At 63.8% G+C, this 16249-nt stretch carries 18 protein-coding genes and 1 pseudogene; 6 read left to right on the forward strand and 13 right to left on the reverse strand.

From position 1 onward, the window contains the following. Nucleotides 1-286 precede the first annotated feature (286 nt). Nucleotides 287-1213, forward strand: a complete 927-nt coding sequence (gene lgt, locus CV023_RS09225; RefSeq protein WP_230745196.1) for a prolipoprotein diacylglyceryl transferase — start codon at nt 287-289, stop codon at nt 1211-1213. 86 nt (nt 1214-1299) lie between these two features. Here the strand turns inward: lgt and CV023_RS09230 are convergent, their stop codons facing one another. From CV023_RS09230 to CV023_RS09245, 4 genes are all read right to left on the reverse strand, one after another. Next, nucleotides 1300-2172, reverse strand: coding sequence for a siderophore-interacting protein (locus tag CV023_RS09230; RefSeq protein ID WP_230745197.1), 873 nt, complete (start codon nt 2170-2172; stop codon nt 1300-1302). Nucleotides 2173-2204: 32 nt separating this feature from the next. Then, the gene (locus CV023_RS09235) at nt 2205-3155 is read right to left on the reverse strand and encodes an ABC transporter substrate-binding protein (RefSeq protein ID WP_230745198.1); all 951 of its coding nucleotides are present in this window, start codon (nt 3153-3155) and stop codon (nt 2205-2207) included. A 214-nt stretch (nt 3156-3369) separates the two neighbouring features. Continuing rightward, nucleotides 3370-4566: a pyridoxal phosphate-dependent aminotransferase gene (locus CV023_RS09240; protein ID WP_230745199.1), complete on the reverse strand. Its 1197-nt coding sequence runs from the start codon at nt 4564-4566 to the stop codon at nt 3370-3372. A gap of 316 nt (nt 4567-4882) precedes the next feature. Next, nucleotides 4883-5239 carry a cupin domain-containing protein gene (locus CV023_RS09245; protein WP_230745200.1) on the reverse strand — a complete coding sequence of 119 codons (357 nt, stop codon included), beginning with the start codon at nt 5237-5239 and terminating at the stop codon, nt 4883-4885. Between the two features lie 119 nt (nt 5240-5358). On the opposite strand from CV023_RS09245, the pseudogene CV023_RS09250 reads away from it, so the two are divergent. Beyond that, nucleotides 5359-6813: pseudogene (locus CV023_RS09250) on the forward strand (NAD(P)/FAD-dependent oxidoreductase). A 115-nt stretch (nt 6814-6928) separates the two neighbouring features. Then, nucleotides 6929-8098, forward strand: coding sequence for a pyridoxal phosphate-dependent aminotransferase (locus CV023_RS09255; protein ID WP_230745201.1), 1170 nt, complete (start codon nt 6929-6931; stop codon nt 8096-8098). Between the two features lie 22 nt (nt 8099-8120). On the opposite strand, the gene CV023_RS09260 is transcribed toward CV023_RS09255, so the two are convergent. The 4 genes from CV023_RS09260 to CV023_RS09275 form a co-directional block, all read right to left on the reverse strand. Continuing rightward, nucleotides 8121-8813, reverse strand: coding sequence for a homing endonuclease associated repeat-containing protein (locus CV023_RS09260; protein ID WP_230745202.1), 693 nt, complete (start codon nt 8811-8813; stop codon nt 8121-8123). Nucleotides 8814-8906: 93 nt separating this feature from the next. After that, nucleotides 8907-9317 (reverse strand): hypothetical protein, encoded by a 411-nt coding sequence (locus CV023_RS09265; protein ID WP_230745203.1) that lies wholly within the window; start codon nt 9315-9317, stop codon nt 8907-8909. A gap of 117 nt (nt 9318-9434) precedes the next feature. Next, a complete protein-coding gene (locus CV023_RS09270; protein ID WP_230745204.1) occupies nt 9435-10094 on the reverse strand; it encodes a small multidrug efflux protein in 660 nt (219 codons plus the stop codon). Between the two features lie 146 nt (nt 10095-10240). Beyond that, nucleotides 10241-11014: a helix-turn-helix domain-containing protein gene (locus tag CV023_RS09275; protein ID WP_230745205.1), complete on the reverse strand. Its 774-nt coding sequence runs from the start codon at nt 11012-11014 to the stop codon at nt 10241-10243. Nucleotides 11015-11109: 95 nt separating this feature from the next. Here CV023_RS09275 and CV023_RS09280 point away from each other — a divergent pair, with 95 nt between their 5' ends. Continuing rightward, nucleotides 11110-11859 carry a haloacid dehalogenase type II gene (locus tag CV023_RS09280; RefSeq protein ID WP_230745206.1) on the forward strand — a complete coding sequence of 250 codons (750 nt, stop codon included), beginning with the start codon at nt 11110-11112 and terminating at the stop codon, nt 11857-11859. A gap of 80 nt (nt 11860-11939) precedes the next feature. After that, nucleotides 11940-12110 carry a hypothetical protein gene (locus CV023_RS09285; RefSeq protein ID WP_230745207.1) on the forward strand — a complete coding sequence of 57 codons (171 nt, stop codon included), beginning with the start codon at nt 11940-11942 and terminating at the stop codon, nt 12108-12110. Between the two features lie 23 nt (nt 12111-12133). Here CV023_RS09285 and CV023_RS09290 read toward each other — a convergent pair whose 3' ends face one another. Next, nucleotides 12134-12469: a biopolymer transporter Tol gene (locus tag CV023_RS09290; protein ID WP_230745208.1), complete on the reverse strand. Its 336-nt coding sequence runs from the start codon at nt 12467-12469 to the stop codon at nt 12134-12136. Between the two features lie 186 nt (nt 12470-12655). On the opposite strand from CV023_RS09290, the gene CV023_RS09295 reads away from it, so the two are divergent. Beyond that, nucleotides 12656-13120, forward strand: a complete 465-nt coding sequence (locus tag CV023_RS09295) for an SRPBCC family protein (protein ID WP_230745209.1) — start codon at nt 12656-12658, stop codon at nt 13118-13120. A gap of 150 nt (nt 13121-13270) precedes the next feature. Here the strand turns inward: CV023_RS09295 and CV023_RS09300 are convergent, their stop codons facing one another. The 4 genes from CV023_RS09300 to CV023_RS09315 form a co-directional block, all read right to left on the reverse strand. Then, a complete protein-coding gene (locus CV023_RS09300; RefSeq protein WP_230745210.1) occupies nt 13271-13723 on the reverse strand; it encodes a VOC family protein in 453 nt (150 codons plus the stop codon). 36 nt (nt 13724-13759) lie between these two features. Beyond that, nucleotides 13760-14128 carry a nuclear transport factor 2 family protein gene (locus CV023_RS09305; protein WP_230745211.1) on the reverse strand — a complete coding sequence of 123 codons (369 nt, stop codon included), beginning with the start codon at nt 14126-14128 and terminating at the stop codon, nt 13760-13762. A gap of 447 nt (nt 14129-14575) precedes the next feature. Beyond that, nucleotides 14576-15253 (reverse strand): hypothetical protein, encoded by a 678-nt coding sequence (locus tag CV023_RS09310; protein WP_230745212.1) that lies wholly within the window; start codon nt 15251-15253, stop codon nt 14576-14578. A 62-nt stretch (nt 15254-15315) separates the two neighbouring features. Next, the gene (locus tag CV023_RS09315; protein WP_230745213.1) at nt 15316-15957 is read right to left on the reverse strand and encodes a hypothetical protein; all 642 of its coding nucleotides are present in this window, start codon (nt 15955-15957) and stop codon (nt 15316-15318) included. Between the last annotated feature and the right edge of the window lie 292 nt (nt 15958-16249).

A 16249-nucleotide genomic window follows, 5' to 3' on the forward strand; every position in this document is an offset into this window, starting at 1 on the left:
GACATCATCGAGACCCTCTTCAACGATTAACACCACACCTAGAGTGTGAGGGGACAAGTGCGCCCACACCCAGCCCCGGCCCCACGCTCGACTCCGTACTCGGCGACGTTCTGGCTCAATGGAACTCTTACCGCGCCCCATCATGGACCACAGCAACTGAACTGCGCCGTCACCAGATCTTGAGTATCCAGCTCAGCAGCCGCCCACGCTATCAACACTGACTCTGCCGAATACGAACTTCTCAGGCGCATGCGGGATTTCCGGCCCGGAGAAATAGACTGGGCTCATGCCCGCAGTCCTGACTTCCGCCAGCGCGACTACGATGCCGTTCGACATCTCGGCCGCGATCCCCAGCCCGAGCGTCTCCAGCTTCCAACTGGGACCGCTGACGATCCACTTCTATGCCTTGTGCATCCTCGTCGGAATCGTCATCGCGATCATGCTCGCGAATCACCGGCTGACCAAGCGCGGAGTCGAACAGTGGCAGGTCCTCGACATCGCGACCCTGGCCGTTCCGATGGCCATCGTCTTCGCCCGGATCTACCACGTCATCACGCACTACACCGATTACTTCGGACCCGGTCGCAACCCCTGGAACATCTTCGAACCCGGCTCGGTGTGGGCAATCTGGGAGGGCGGGATCGCGATCTTCGGCTCGCTCATCGGCGGTACCCTCGGGGCCTGGATCATGTGCCGTAGGCGCGGCATCCGCCTCACCGCCCTGCTCGATGCGCTGGCACCGGGACTCATCCTCGCCCAGGCCTGCGGACGCTTCGGCAACTGGTTCAACCAGGAGCTCTTCGGACTGCCGACCACACTGCCCTGGGGCCTCGAGATCGATCCGGGCAATCCCGCGATCCCACCGGGCACACCGGTCGGAACCCTGTTCCACCCCACGTTCCTCTACGAGGTGATCTGGAACAGCCTCGGCGCCCTGGCCCTGCTCTTCCTGGGACGACACATCTTCTTCCAGTGGGGACGCCTGTTCGCTGCCTACCTGATCTGGTACGGCGCCGGGCGCATCGTGTGGGAGTCGATCCGTCTCGATCCGAGCTTCGTCGTCCTCGGCCTGCGCACGAACGTGTGGGGCGCGATCGGCGCGGTGGCCTTGGGCGTGATCATCATGATCGTGCAATGGAAACGGCACCCCGAACCGGAAGAATCACCGTTCCTCAAGGGCAGGGAACCGAAGCCGGAGGCGGTGGAGTCCTAGCCGGCACGAGCGCCGCACGCACTTCCGGCGACCCGACCTCCGCCCGACAGCGCAACAGCGATGCTCAACGCGCCGTCCGCGTGCACTCAGCCGGTCAAAGGCCCTCCCGCTCTCCAATACCCGAAGAACGCGATGCGACTCTTCGCGACTCCCAATTCCCTTGTCAGATAGCGCCTGATCCTCACGACCGCATCGGACTCCCCAGCGATCCAGATATACACATCGTCGTCCAGAGTCGCCAGATCCTGACGGGTTCCCCACTCCCGGATGAGTTCTTCCAGTCCGGAGCCAGGGCCCATGTTCGGTTGCCGCACCACGACGTTCGCCGAGGTGGGCAGCAGGTCACCGTCGAGCGGATCCGAGGATTCCGCCAGGATTTCGACCTTCACCCCTCCACCGAGGCTGCTGTGAATGTTCGCCATCGCCGGAAAAGCCGTCTCGTCACCGGCGAGCAGCAGTTTCGCGGCCTCTCCGGGAGACCAATCAAGCCCGTACCCGGTGTACCCATCGCGAGCATCGGGGCCGTTGATGACGAGCCGATCTCCCACCTCGGCGGACTGAGCCCATTGCGATGCGGGCCCCGGCGGATCGTGGATGAGCATGTCGACATCGACTTCACGCTTTGCCGGACGGATTCCCGAGGGCGTATAGGTCCGCAGCACGTTGCGTTCCTCGGCCGGCAGCTGCTTCCACAGCGCATACCAGTGCGAGGGATGCGGAGTCGGGTCAGCCAAGAGACCGAAGTCGGCGAACCTGCCGTCCGGGTGAGGAAAGACGAGTTTGATCCGCTGATCCAGGCCCCACGGGGCGAATTGCTCGAGTGTATCCCCGGTGAATGTGATGCGCACGAAGTTCGGAGTGACTCGGGCGACCGCGGAGACCTCGACCGGGAAGGCGGTATAGGCGCAGGGCCGTGGCACTCCCGCGGCTTGGGTCGAATCCGAGGGCGCAGCTGCCAATGCACTCGGCCCTCGAGGTCGGCTCGCCGCCGTCATCGAGCGTCGAGGTACTTCTCGATGTCGTCAAGGACCTTGTGTGCGCCCTTCGGTCCCACGCCGGAGACCCAATAGCTCGTGTCCACGGGTGTTACAGAGGGGAACGCGTCGGTGTTTCCGCCGACCACTTCGGGGATCGCGGCAGGATCATCGACATCTTCGGCGGTCACAAACACAGCGTCGGCCTTCGCATCGATGGCGTTCTCCGGGGAGAGATCAGCCTGCAGCCCGTCCGCCCAGTCCTGCTCGGGAATCGTGTATCCGACGCATTCGAGCAGACTTCCGGCGAACGATGCGGGGCCGTAGAGACTCAGCGTCGTCTCATCGCGCGGGCGGATCATCTGCGCGGTCTCGCCGTCGATGCCGTACGTGCTTTTGATGCTCTCGCAACGCTCATCGACCTCGGCGAGCAGCGCCTCGGTGTCCTCCTTTCGATCAAGAGCATCACCGATCAGCAGCGCATTGTCCTTCCACGAATCCGCATGACTGGCGATGAAGACCGTCGGCGCGATCGAATCGAGCTCCTCGAACAGCGCCGAGTGCCGAGACTCCGTGCCGAGAATGAGATCCGGATCGAGCGCAGCGATGGCTTCGAGATCGGGCTCGGGCACCGTCCCTACCGATTCGACGCCCTCGACCTCGAGATAGTCCGGGATGCCGTCGACATTGCTGGCCACCGCGGCGCCGAGCGGCGTGATCCCGAGCGCGACCGCCGTGTCGAGTTCGAGTGGTTCCAGGGTGACGACCTTGTCGGTCTTCGCAATAACCTCGGCAACTCCGCGAGCGTGCTCGACCGTGTGGGTGCCGCCGCCCTCCTCCGCCTTCTTCCCATCGCTGGGACCGCCGCAGGCAGCCAGGGAGGCGACGAAACCGACGACGGCGAGGCCGAGGGCCACTGTCTTGGAGCGTGCTGCGAGCGTTTTGGGGCGCACTTCGAGCGAGTTCATGGAGATCTTTCGTCTGGATGAACGGTCGAAACCAGCATCGACCAGGCCAGAGATGAGGTTACCCTGGCCTTACCCGAGATGCATCGTCCGTCTCATTCCCCGGATCTCGCCGAGGTGGCCGGCCGGCAGCGCCGAGGTGGGCCGCCGCCGGCGCCGAGGTGTCTGGCCGCCATCGCCGAGATAGTCGGTCACCAGCGACGTCACCCCAGCCGCCTCACCCCTGCTCGACCCATTCCTTGAGCTTGCCGAGGCCTTCCGTGATATCGGCTTCGTCGATGCCGGAGTATGCCAGGCGGATGTACGCCCGGTCCTCGGCCGTCTGGGGTGAGCCGAAGTGCTCACGAGTGCAGAAGGAGACGCCCGTCGCGTGCAGCGCCTCGGTGGAGAAATCCGCCAGGGTCACGATTCCCTTGGCCGTCATCGCCTCGGTGACATCGGGGAAGACGTAGAACGTCGAACCAGGCACGGCCACGCTCATGCCTGGGATGTCATTGAGCAGCCGACAGGTCGCATCACGACGCTTGCGCAGCACCTCGAGCATCCGTCCCACCGGTTCCTGTGGTCCCTGAAGTGCGGCGATGCCGGCCCACTGGACGTAATGGGTGGTGCAGGATTCGTCGTTGGTGTTCATCGTCGAGATCGCCTCGGCGACCTCACGGGGGGCCACCGCGCAGCCGAGCCGGGACCCGGTCATCGCGAACTTCTTCGAGAACGTGTAGAGGATGACGGTGCGTTCGCGCATCCCCGGCAGCGCCGCGATCGACTTCGACTTGCCCTTGTAGCGCATCTCGAAATAGGCCTCGTCCGAGAGCACCCAGAGGTCGAATTCCTGCGCGATCGCCGCGATCGCCGCGCGCTCGGCATCGGTGGATTCCGCCGAGATCGGGTTCTGCAGATCGTTGTAGATGATGGCCGTCGTGTTCTCGTCGATCGAAGCCCGCAAGTGGTCGAGATCGATCGCGAAACCGTCATCTGTGGGCACATAGCGATACGGCAGAGCGGTGCCGCCGAGGTAGTCGATCTGCGATTCGTAGATCGGGAACCCGGGATTCGGGTAGAGCACGCCCTGCCCGGGATCCATGACTGCCTGGAGGAATTTCGTGATCACCGGCTTGCCACCGGTGGTCACGACCACCTCGGCGGGGTCGATCGTCATCCCTCTCCGCGACCCGATGTCCTCAGCCAGGGCCGCGCGCAGCTCGGGGATGCCGGGGCCGGGGCAGTATCCGGTCTTCCCGTCGCGGATCGCCTTGTCCATCGCCTCGACGATGTGACCGGCCATGGGGAAGTTGAGATCGCCGAGGTGGAACGGATAGACCCGGTTCCCCTGAGCTTTCCAGTCAGCGGCGGCCTGGGCGACCCGGAATGCGGTTTCGGTGCCCAGATCGTTCAAGCGTCGAGCTGTCTTCATTGTCGACTCCTTCGTGCGAGGTGAAGCGCGTGGTGCGCGGGGTTCGGGGATTCGTGGTGCTGATTGGTCGGTGTGTGATGTTTCGGGTGGCGGTGCTGATGGTTCGGATGGATGATGATGTCTCGGACGGCGTTGCCTCAGCACGACGCCGAGGCGGTGCGGCGGCGTTTCCGGTGGTCAACGGTGTGATCACCGTGCCGTACTCACACAGTAGAGGAATTCGGCACCGAGGTTAAGACTCTCACCATCCACAATGCGGACGGCGGGTGTTCGGGCTAAATTCCACGACTCCGCCAGCGCCCAGCGCCAACGGAGCTCACTCCTCGTGGTTGGCGATGAAGAGCTTCCGCAGTGGTCCCTCGTCGATGTACCAGCGCGTCCTCATTCCCTCCTTGAGGCGGACCAAGGATCCAGGATGCAGCTCGACCGCTGAGCGTGCGGGCTCGTCGAACTCGATCCGGCCCCGTCCCGAGACGACGAGGAATACCTCGTCGCCTTCGACATCGCGCATAGCACCTGCGCTCATCTCCCACAGTCCGTAGTCGACGCTGCCGATGGTTCCGAGCTCGGCGAATCCTGTGGTGGTGTCCATCTGTTCCACCCGTTGCCAATCCTCGATCGGATCGTGGATCAGTGGGAAATCGTGGGTATCGATCGGCTCCGTTGCGCTCATGGGGACAGTGTATCCAGCCGGCAGACCTCGCCTTGCCGAACGGAAGTCCTCACCTGCCCAGTCAGTGCATCTGCGTCGGGCATTTACTTCTCCCCCAGCAGTGAGATAGAACTGATTCCATGCCCTATCTCAACGGCGAGTCCTCCCATTGGCTGGCCCTGTCGCCTCCCCACTCCTCGTCCCCTTCGCCCCTCCCCACCGAGAGACAGGACCTCGTCATCGTCGGCGGCGGCATGACCGGACTCTGGTCGGCCTACCATGCCCGCCAGGCTCACCCCGATTGGCAGATCACGATCGTCGAAGCCAAGCACATCGGCTACGGCGCCTCGGGCCGCAACGGCGGCTGGCTCTCGACGCTGCTTCCTGGCAACAGAGCCAAATACGCCGAGGCGGTCGAAAGGGCCCGGGCCACCGATCCGACCGGCCCGGTCGGCTCTGCGGGGCTGAGCGGGGTGGAGTCCGTCCGGTCCTTCCAATCCGCGCTCTTCGATTCGATTGACGAGGTACTCGAAGTCCTCGAACAGGAGGGCATCGACGCCCACCAGGTCCGCGGCGGACACATCGACATCGCCCAATCCGAGGCGGGCATGGCCTGACTGCGTGAACTCTTCGACGGCAACGAAGAATACGGCTATGGCCGCGAGGACATGCGATTCCTTGACGTGGAGGAGACCCGGGCTCATATCAACGTCGACAACGCTCAGGGCAGCCTGTTCTTTCCAGGTACAGCGCGCATCGACCCCGCGCTGCTCACCGAGGGACTCGCCCGCGTCCTGAAGAATCAGGGCGTGAGAATATGCGAGGACACCTCGGCAGGCCATATCGGCAAGGGCCAGGTCTCGACGAATCGCGGCCCGGTCAGCGGGGACACGATCTTCGTCTGCCTCGAGGGCTACTCGGACACCGTGACCGGCGACCTCCCGGGGCTGGAAGGACGTCAGGTCATCCCCGTCTTCTCATCGATGATCGCGACCGAACCGCTCTCCGCCGACGCGTGGGATGCCATCGGCTGGGAGGGCAGGGAATGCCTCGGCGACACCGCGCACACCTTCATCTACGCCCAGCGAACCGAGGACGATCGGATCGCCCTGGGCGGACGCGGAGCACCCTATGCGTTCGGCTCAGGTCTGCCCGGTGATGGCAGGGTCCCCGCCGAGGTGGTCGAACTGCTCCGCACCCGTCTGTCCTCGCTGTTCCCTGACCTCGAGGTCGAAGTCGCCCACGCATGGCGAGGGGCGCTCGGCGTCACCCGGGACTGGTGCGCGGGGATCTTCTTCGACGCCGATCAGCGCATCGGTGTGGCCCGCGGCTATGCCGGACACGGCGTGACGGCGACGCACCTGGCCGCGAAGACCCTGCTGGACCGGGCCTCCGGCCAGTCGACTCCGCTGACAGCCCTGCCGTGGAACGATCACTATTCCGGTCAGTGGGAACCCGAGCCGATCCGCTGGCTGGGCATCCGCTCGATGTATCGGATCTTCAACATCGCCGACGAGTGGGAGCGGGTCACGGGCGCCAAGCGGACCAGCCTGCTCGCCCGGTTCGGCTCACGTCTGGCAGGACTGCACGAGTGACAGGAGGGCACGAGCGACCGGCCTGCGCGGACAACCGAGGCGACACCCCCTCCCCGACACGACACTCTCTTCCCGACCAGACCCTGACACGCCCCCGACACGTCCAAGGAACACGATGACGAACACCCACCCCCGCGTCACGCAGATGGCCGCGAGCTACCCGGCCTCGGACATCAGGAAGATGTTCACCCTGGCACTCGACTACCCGAACGCGGTCAAGCTCACCGTCGGCGAACCCGACTTCAACACCCCTGAGCACGTCAAGGCCGCCGGCATTCAAGGCATCGAGGACAACCACACCCGCTATGTCGCCAATGCCGGCATCCCGGACCTGCGCTCGGCGATCGCACAGAAGTACACGGCTCGTTGGAACCGGCCGATCACCTCGGACAATGTCATGGTCTCCTTCGGTGCGATGGAGGCGCTGACCTTCGCGCTCGACGTCACGGTCGCTCCCGGCGAGGAGGTGATCATCCCCGATCCGAGCTTCCCGAACTACGTCGGCCAAGTCCACCGCCTCGGCGGGGTGTCCGTGCCGGTGGCCGTGACCGAGGACAACGACTTCAAACTTCGCGCCGCAGATATCGCTGCGGCCATCACCGACAAGACCGCGGCGATCATCATCAACAGCCCCTCGAATCCCCTGGGATCGGTGATGGATCGCAGCGATCTCGAGGCGCTCGTCGACCTGTCGGTCGAGCACGGGTTCACGATCATCTCCGACGAGGTCTACGACGAGATCGTCTTCGACGATGCCCAGTTCACCTCCATCGCCGAGATCCGCGAGGGGTTCGACCGTTTCCTCGTCGTCAACAGCTTCTCGAAGACCTATGCGATGACCGGGTGGCGTTGCGGGTTCCTCATCGGCCCCACAGATCTCATCGCACCGATGGCCTTCCTCCAGGAGGGCATCACCTCGTCGCTGCCCGGTTTCGTCCAGGACGCTGCGGTCGCCGCGATCACCGGTGCCCAGGATCCAGTCCAGGAGATGGTGGCCTCCTATGCCCAGCGGCGCGACCTCATCACGGACCGGATCTCCGCGATCGACGGACTGTCCCTGATCCGCCCTGAGGCGACGTTCTACTCCTTCGTCAATATCTCCGAGTGGGGACTGAGCTCGTGGGATCTGGCGATCCGGCTGCTCCAAGAGCAGGAGCTCGCGACGATTCCGGGCTCGGCGTTCGGACCGCAGGGCGAGGGATATCTGCGACTGACGTTCTCCGTGTCCCCTGAGACCATCAACGAGGCGTGCGATCGACTGGAGGCCTTCGCCGAGAGTCGGTGAAAGTCGACGAATCGACGATCGTTCATCTTGCCGAGGCGAGCGCCGAGTTCCAGCTTCCATAGAACTTCCGCACCGCGGCCGCCGAGGGCACCGCGCCCTTGTGCTCGGCGGCGTATTCGGTGTACGACTGATAGGTAGCCGCGGCTTCTCGCGATTCGCAGTCGGCGACGAATGCGGCGATCGCCCTGTCGTACGCCGCGGCATCGAAGCGCAGCTGACCGCGCGCCCGTCCGACCGAACTGATCGCCAGTCCGGCCGCCTTGAGGGCGTCGTTCCAGGATCCGAAGCGCTGCACTGCTGTCTGACTTGTCGGCGGCCAGACACTCGCGCCCTTGGTCGAGCGCGCCCCGATGCGGGTGAGCGCATCCGCTCGCCGCGCGTCGTACTTGGCTGCGGTCAGACTCGGCTTCTCGGATCGGCTGCGGATGAAGCCGATCGCCGAGCTCACCTCGGCCAGCGTCCGCGTCACCGCAGGCGAGTCATCCGGAAGTTGGGAAGCCAAAGCCAGCTCAACCTCGGCGAGGATCTCCTGGTCACGAGGATTGAGCTTCGATACCGCTGCGTCGGCCTTCGTCCCAGCCCCGGCCGACTTCGCATCGGTCCCTGACGCCTTCGCAGCGAACCCCGGTTCGAGGACTTCGGCGGCAAGATAGAGCAGCGCGCCGAGGACGGCCGGCGAGGAGGTGTGGGATCTGTCCGCAGTGTGGTCGTTCATCGTACCCATCCTACGTGGCCGGGCCTGCTCTCTGCGGCCTGACCGGTCCTCCGTGCCCGGCCCTGGCCACTGTGGCCGGGCCGACACCTCGTCTCAGGTCCCCCGCGTCCGCTGGGCCGACCGATCGATCATTGTGCTCAGGGCGAAGAAGAGCCCGCAGACGACTCCGGCCATGAGCAGTGACAGCACGACCGAGTCGACGATGAGCAGGTACCCGCCGCCGAGCACGGCCATCGACGCGAAGGCCGAGACCGCTCGACCCGTGAGCGTGGCGCCCAGATCGCTGCTGTCGAGGATGACGTCGATGAGTCGAGAGACGACGAACCAGGCGGCGAAGACTCCGATGGTCGCCAGAAGGGACTCGTCGAGGCTCAGCCGCATGGGCAGGTGCATCACCCAGCCGAGCAGCGTGGCGGAGAAGGGGACGAGGGTGGGAAGTCCCAGGGCCACCACGACGAGGGCCGAATAGCTGAGGACTTTTCGATGGCGGTAGGCGGTGGTCATGGGTCTTCCTCTCTGAGTTTCTGATGTGGCGGGACTGGCGGGAGCGGGAGTGGCGGGGGTGTGGGTGTGGCCGGGTGTGGGTGTGGCCGGGTGTGGGTGTGGCCGGGTGCGGGCTGCTCAGCCTGCGAAGAAGGCGAGCGCTCCGGTGGCGATGAGCGTCGTCAGCGTCGTCCAGGCCGCGATCGCGATGCCCTGCCACAGCAGGATCCACGAGGTCTTGACCCCCGCGCTGACGAGGATGGTCGAGGTGATCTGGGTGGGAATGGCCAGGGGCCCGAGCAGGCTGGCACCGGGAACCCCGAACCGGGTGAGGAAGCGCTTGAACTTGATCCGCCCCTTGGACTCGGGCTTGCCGTCTTGCCGAGGTTGGGCATCGAGATCGGCCTCGCCTAGGTGGTCGGTGCGGTCGAGGTCGACCCCGCCGAGGTGATGTGGGCCCGTGCCCGCGGTGTGCAGTTCGGCATCGGCCGAAGAGCCGGCGGCCACGGTCGCGGGGACGGCAGCCTCGGCGCTTGAGGTGCGTTTCTCATCGCGACGGGCGACGACTGCCTTACGCGCCCGGGCACCGAGGAGAACGATGACGGTCACGCAGATGAAGTTGCCGATGGCTCCGGCCAGGCCGGCGATGACGGGGTTGAGTCCCGCCCAGACGCCGATGACCGAGGAGATCTCGCCCTCGACGAAGGGGACCGCTCCGGCCATGGCGATGATGACGGGTTGAAGCAGGTCAGGAACATGCGAGGCAAGGCCCTGGAAGAATTCGATGATGCCGTTCATGGTGTCCTCCGAACGTAGACTTTTCGGATTCCCACTCGCTCGAGTCGGATCCGTCTGCTGACTACATTCAGTACAGACTGTGTTCTCGGAACAGGGTCAAGCCCGGATCAGCGAATCCAGGATTCACTCAGTTTTCGCGGCCGAATTCAGGGGCCTTCGGCCTGCTCCTTGGCCACCTGGGCCTGGATGAACTCCAGGAACCGCTCGCGATGTTCGTCGGGGATGTCGAGGTCGGGGAACATCTTGATGAAGGCTCGCTGGATGACATCGACCTGAGCGGCGTTGTAGAGCTCGAGGATTGAGCCGATGATCGCCGCTTGGCTCATCTCGGCATCGCCGCGCATCCCGTGCGTCGGTGCCAGCATCCACGGGTTCGACTCGAGCTGGTCCCTCATGTTCGGCGCGATCGCCTCGGCGAGACGCTCCCGGGTGGCTTCGTCGGCATCCTCGGCGAGGTCATCGATCTCCCGGTCGAAGGGAGTCGTCTGAGACATCACCGTCTTGAACTCGGACATCGTCTTCTCATCGTAGAGACGTGAGTAGAGAGACATGAGACTGCGGTCGGGTCCGGACATGGTGGCGGCGATGTCGATGAATCCGGAGGCCGTGTCGATGGGGGCACCGTGCTCGAGCAGCTGTGCGACCTCCTCGCGAGCACGCACCAGTTCGGCGATCTGCTCCTCGAGTTCTCTGTCGAGATGCTTGAGTGCCAGCTGCTGCTGTTCATGGTCATCGCGAACCGAGTCGATGTCGGAGAGCGGAATTCCCAGCTCTCGCATCCGACGAATCTGCAGGAGCCTGAGCAGGTGCGATGTCCCGTACTGCTTGTATCCATTGCTCATCCGCTCGGGCTCGGCGAGCAGCTCGAGCTTGTGATAGTGGCGGATCGTGTTGACCGTGGTCTCGGTCAGTTTCGCCAACTCGCTGGTGCTCCACCCCACTGGTCGTTCCTTCCAAGAGCTCGGATGAGAACCATTCTATTGGCCGCCCGCCGCCCGCGAACTAGGGTTAACCCATGGATGCAGAATTCGACCGGGGCGGTCGGGCCAGCGCGATCGACGCGGTCGAGGCCTTGGTCTTCGACATGTTCGGGACCGTCGTCGACTGGCGTAAGAGCGTGGCCGCCGATGTCGCAGACCTCCTCGAACAGTGGCTGCCCGGCGTCGATCCACACGAATTCGCCGATGCGTGGCGTGGCGAATACCAGCCGTCGATGGAGCGGGTCCGCAACGGCAGTCGGCCTTTCATCCCCCTCGACGTGCTCCATCGGGAGAACCTGGCGATCGTGCTCGACCGCCTCGGCGTGCCGGCGGGGACCGTGCCGTCCCCCGACCTCGCCGAGGCGAACCTCGCCTGGCATCGTCTCGATCCTTGGCTCGATGCGGTCCCCGGCCTGACCCGCCTGCGCCGTCGTTTCATCATCGCTCCGCTCTCGAACGCCAATGTGCGCTTGGCCCTCGACGTCGCCAAACGTGCCGGGCTGCCGTGGGATGCGATCCTCGGCGCCGAGGTGGCTGGGGCCTATAAGCCGGAACCGGCCGCCTATCTGCGCACGGCCGAGATCCTCGGTCTCGAGCCGGGCCAGGTGATGATGGTCGCGGCCCACAACTCCGATCTCGCTGCGGCACAGGACTGCGGGCTGCGCACCGCCTTCGTCCGTCGGCCGACCGAACATGGACCGGGCCAGACCAGCGATCTCGAGCCAGAAGGTGCGTGGGACCTGGTCGCGGAGGACTTCGAGGACCTAGCGAACCAGCTCCTCTGAGCGCGGCTCAGTTGAGACTTCTCGAAGTGAAACCTCCTGACCTGAAAAGCGCCATTACGGTCAGAGGCCTACACTTGAGTATGACTGAATTCCAGATCGGCGACACCGTCCAGATCATCGACGGCGCGATGAAGCACAGCGTGGGCACAGTCGTCTATCTCGACGTGCCGCGGGAGAAGTACCTCGTTCGCATCGGCGGCTCCACGCAGAACTACTACTCCGCCGATCAGATCGAACTGTTCACCGCCTGAACAGAGTCACTGGCCGAACACGGTCATCCGAGTCGCTCCAGTGCCTCCTCGGCGCGTTCGACTCGATCGGCCAGGGACATGTCCCACCAATAATCACCGCGCTCCCCGAGGCCGTGTTTGGCAGTGTTCACCCGGTCCCGCGCATGCCTGAGCTCCTCTTCGCTGCCGGATCCCTTGGCGGCCTTCACCGCATTTCGAGCTCTGCCGAGATGGCTCTTGAGTTCGTCGACGATCTGCTGGTCGAGCCCGGGATCGGTACGGCGCCAGCGCCGCCCTTTGACGACGATCCATCTGTCCTCATCGACTGCCGACTCGTCTTCACTGTCCGGCAATCGCCGAGGGTCGGGTTCTGCGTCCATTCCCCCACCTTATGCGTCTCCGGATCGATCTTGACCGACTTATCCGCTGATCGCGCTCGGAGTGCAGTCTCGGCGATCCGTGTGAATGACGTGGTGGGCACAGACAGAGGAGAGGCACAGGGTATAGCGTAGACCGCAGGAGCAGATGCTCCGCACATCCCCAACTGCTGAGGAAAGGCGTAAACGATGACAGAGACGAAAATCAGCGCCACGCGAACCATCGACGCAGCCAACGAAGACATCTTCGACGTGCTGTCGAACCCGGAACGTCACGCTGAGATCGACGGCTCGGACATGGTGGTCTCCGATGACAAGACCGACCGCATCACCGCCGTCGGACAGGTCTTCACGATGAACATGCACTGGGACAAGATGGGTGGGGACTACAAGACGGACAACCATGTCGTCGGCTACGACGAGAACAAACTCCTCGCGTGGACCACGGCGCCCAGCGGCCAGGAGCCCGACGGATGGGAATGGGTCTGGGAACTCACCCCGCAGGGCTCGGATTCCACCGAGGTGACGATCACCTATGACTGGAGTTCGGTCACCGATAAGGATGTGCTCAAGCAGGTGAGCTTCCCCGTGGTCAGCGAGGAGGATCTCGAATCCTCACTGGCCAACCTGGCTGCAGCAGTCTCCGACTCCTGAGGTCAAGCGGACAAGCACAACCGACACCGCGGTCGAACGCACGTGGCGAGCACCTTCGGGTGCTCGCCACGTGCGTTCAGCCTGAAACCGGTGGACTCCAGCGAGCGTGGCAGTCTTCAGACATACTCGGACAGGCAGACAACGCTTGGCTCAGGCCACGAAGATGCAGAAGGGGTGCCCGCTCGGGTCGGAGAATACATAGAGCGGTTCAACCGGATCGTCCGTGCGATCGAAGAGCACCGTCGCCCCCAAAACTACCGCCCGCCGTCGCTGTCGTTCGAGCTCTTCGGCATCGGAGACCGTGAAATCGAGGTGCAGCTGCATGGGCACCTTGTCGTCGGGCCACGTGGTGGGGGTGAGTTCGGCGACCTTCTGGACGGCGAGCTTGCGAACCCCGTTGCCGTCGGTGAGCACCAGCCAATCGGCGTCATCGGCGACACTGTCGGCCGCGCGCGACCCGCTTTCGCCGTCCACCTCGACGGTTTCCGGCGGCTCGTCACCGGGCCGGTAGACATAGCCGAGCAGGTGCCGGTAGAACTCGGCGAGCGTCCGAGGGTCGGTGGTGTCGATGACGGTGTGCAGCAGTTCGGGGTAGTCAGACATTGTCGGGCCATCCGCTCATCCGCGAGTCACGCGCCATCAGCTCAGACTCAAAGGCGTGAGCACGGCGATCTTCCATCCGCCATCGATCCGCACCAGCTGGTACATATTCCTCTCACCCAGCACAGCACCGTGATAGTCCCAGGTGACCTCAACCCAAATGCTGTGGTCAGCCGCGGCGGCTATCTCGAAGACGGCATCGGCCTCGGTGACCTTGACGTACTGGGCGAGGGCCCTGGCGAAGAAATCTACGGTCTGCGCAGCCTCGGTGACGACGATGCGCTGTCCCGGAAATTCTATGAGCGCGGGAACCGCGTAGTGCGCGGCGATCGCCTCGACGTCTCGGTCGAGCAGGGCTTTGGCATAGGCGGCGAAGAACTGGCTGACGACATCGCTGTTCTCATCCATAGTACCGAGGTTAGCGCTTCCCGCGGACGCAGAGAATGATCGAGGCAGATTCCCGGGATGTACGGATCTGCTGTCCGAGGCTCTCGCACAATCTCACTTCTGCATGGCTGGACGACGGGGCCGCATCGTCCGCCCGTCTGCGCGGAGCGGGCAACACGGCCCCATCGGCATTGCGGCAGGAAGCTAACTTCTCCTTTCCTGTCGTCCAGCTCTGTAACGCTGGACAGCAAGCACCAGTGCTCCAACCAGCAGCACGAACGACAGACCCCAGAACACGGCAGCGAAATCGTGCAGACCTGGGGCAAAGACGAGGGCCTGGCTGCCGATCGCGAGAAGCAGCAGTGCAACGATCCATCTGACTTTCAGCGGGAGTCTCATATCTCCTCCGGTTGTCGGACTTCTACGATGAAGGGCCAATCACAATACACCGCTCGATCACCCCGTTTATCAGGTGCTCAAGCACTTACCGACGCTTGCTCCACCGATTGCGGTGAAGCCTGCAACACAGACGATGCAACCCACGCCGACTGTCACGGCGCATGCAGAGGCGCAAGTACTGATGATGATCAGTGCGACTGCTGTTGAAACGCCCAGAGCGTTCAGGCAGTCGATGACATCAGGGTCTGCGCCTTGGGCTTCAATCGACTGAGCGTCAACTGCTTCACCGCTCGTGTCAACGGCATTCGTGCCTTGGGAATCTCCGTTGACCCAGGTGGTCACCTGCGCCTCTGATCCGGATGATTGGGTGGCTTTGACTTGCACCTGGTCCGCGAGTTCACCGGTTGCGGGATCGACCACGACACCTGCAAATGAGCCCTCGTCGTACCCTTCACCCGTGAGCTGAACAGCCACCATCAGTGATTCGCTGCCCTCGGGCTGCGATACCTTGGCTTTGTCCAAGTCGGCTCGGGCACCGTGCGGAAGACTCTCGAGTACAGGCGTGGCCGCGTCGATTGCTCTCTGCGCATCGTCGTCACCTGTTTCGAGCATGACCGTCTCCGGCGGCTGAGATGCACTCCCCTCGCTCGGGGATGCCATCGAGACAGTGGGATTGAGTACGGCGACGGACGCGACGAGGAAGGCTGCGATGGCAGTCGTCGCGGGTCGTTTGCTTCGGATCTTCATTGTCTTCTCCTCATCAACTGGCGATCGATGTTGTCTGTGAGTCTCTGTGAGCTGGTCAGCTGTCACTTCTGAGCCTGGTCGATGCAATAGCCGGCGGTGCCGCCGGTCACTCCGGCCGCAGCGGCAATGCAGGCGACGCATCCCAATCCCGCTGTCCCGACGCAGACGGCTCCACAGGCCACGCTGATTCCGGCGACAACCCATGAGGAGATTCCCGCCGAGGACAGGCAGTCATTGAGCTTGCTCCAGAAGCCGTCCGCCTGTGGACTCAGCTTGCCGGAGGAGGCGTCGTCGGACGTGACCTCACGATCCGCGGTCTTCGCGCCGTTGTTCCAGGCTTCGACATGGCCGGAGTTCTCAGACGTGGCCTTCATGACGATTTCTGCTGTTGCGAGCACGTCTCCGTCCGGAGAGACCACGGCACCGATGTTGGAGACACCCTCGACGTCACTCGCGAAGGAATAGTTGACGTAGACGTTTCCGTCGTCGAGCTCCCAGGCTTGAGCGCTGGAGGTATCGATCTCTTCGCCCGATTTCGACACTGACGTCAGATCGGCTTTGGCTGCCAGCGAGTCTGCCCGCTGCGCACTGAGCTGCTGGCCAAGTCTCTGAGCGGGTTGCGTCGAGTCCTGTGCCTGCACAGGACCCGCATTGAGACCGCCGCCGAACACTGCGGCGCACACCACGGCGAGAAGCAGGGTCAACCACCGTCTCATCCTGGTTCGTTGACCTTGTGGCATCGTTTGGTCCGGAGAGCTGCCATTGGTCGCAGTTGTCGCTGTCATTGTCATCTCGTGTCCTTTCCGCTTCATCACCTGCGGCTGCCGAGTTCGCCAACCTGCTCTCGACCCTAAGAAGCGAGTTGTGATGTAGACAACACATGTGAAGGAATTGATGAATACCTCAGCGCTCAGCTAATTCCCGGCATCCGCTGAATCCGCAAGGATCGGGCGACCTCATCATCGCGACATCCGTTATCATTTCGTGACATTCCGT

Source organism: Brevibacterium sp. CCUG 69071 (assembly GCF_021023135.1).
Taxonomy (GTDB): Bacteria; Actinomycetota; Actinomycetes; order Actinomycetales; family Brevibacteriaceae; genus Brevibacterium.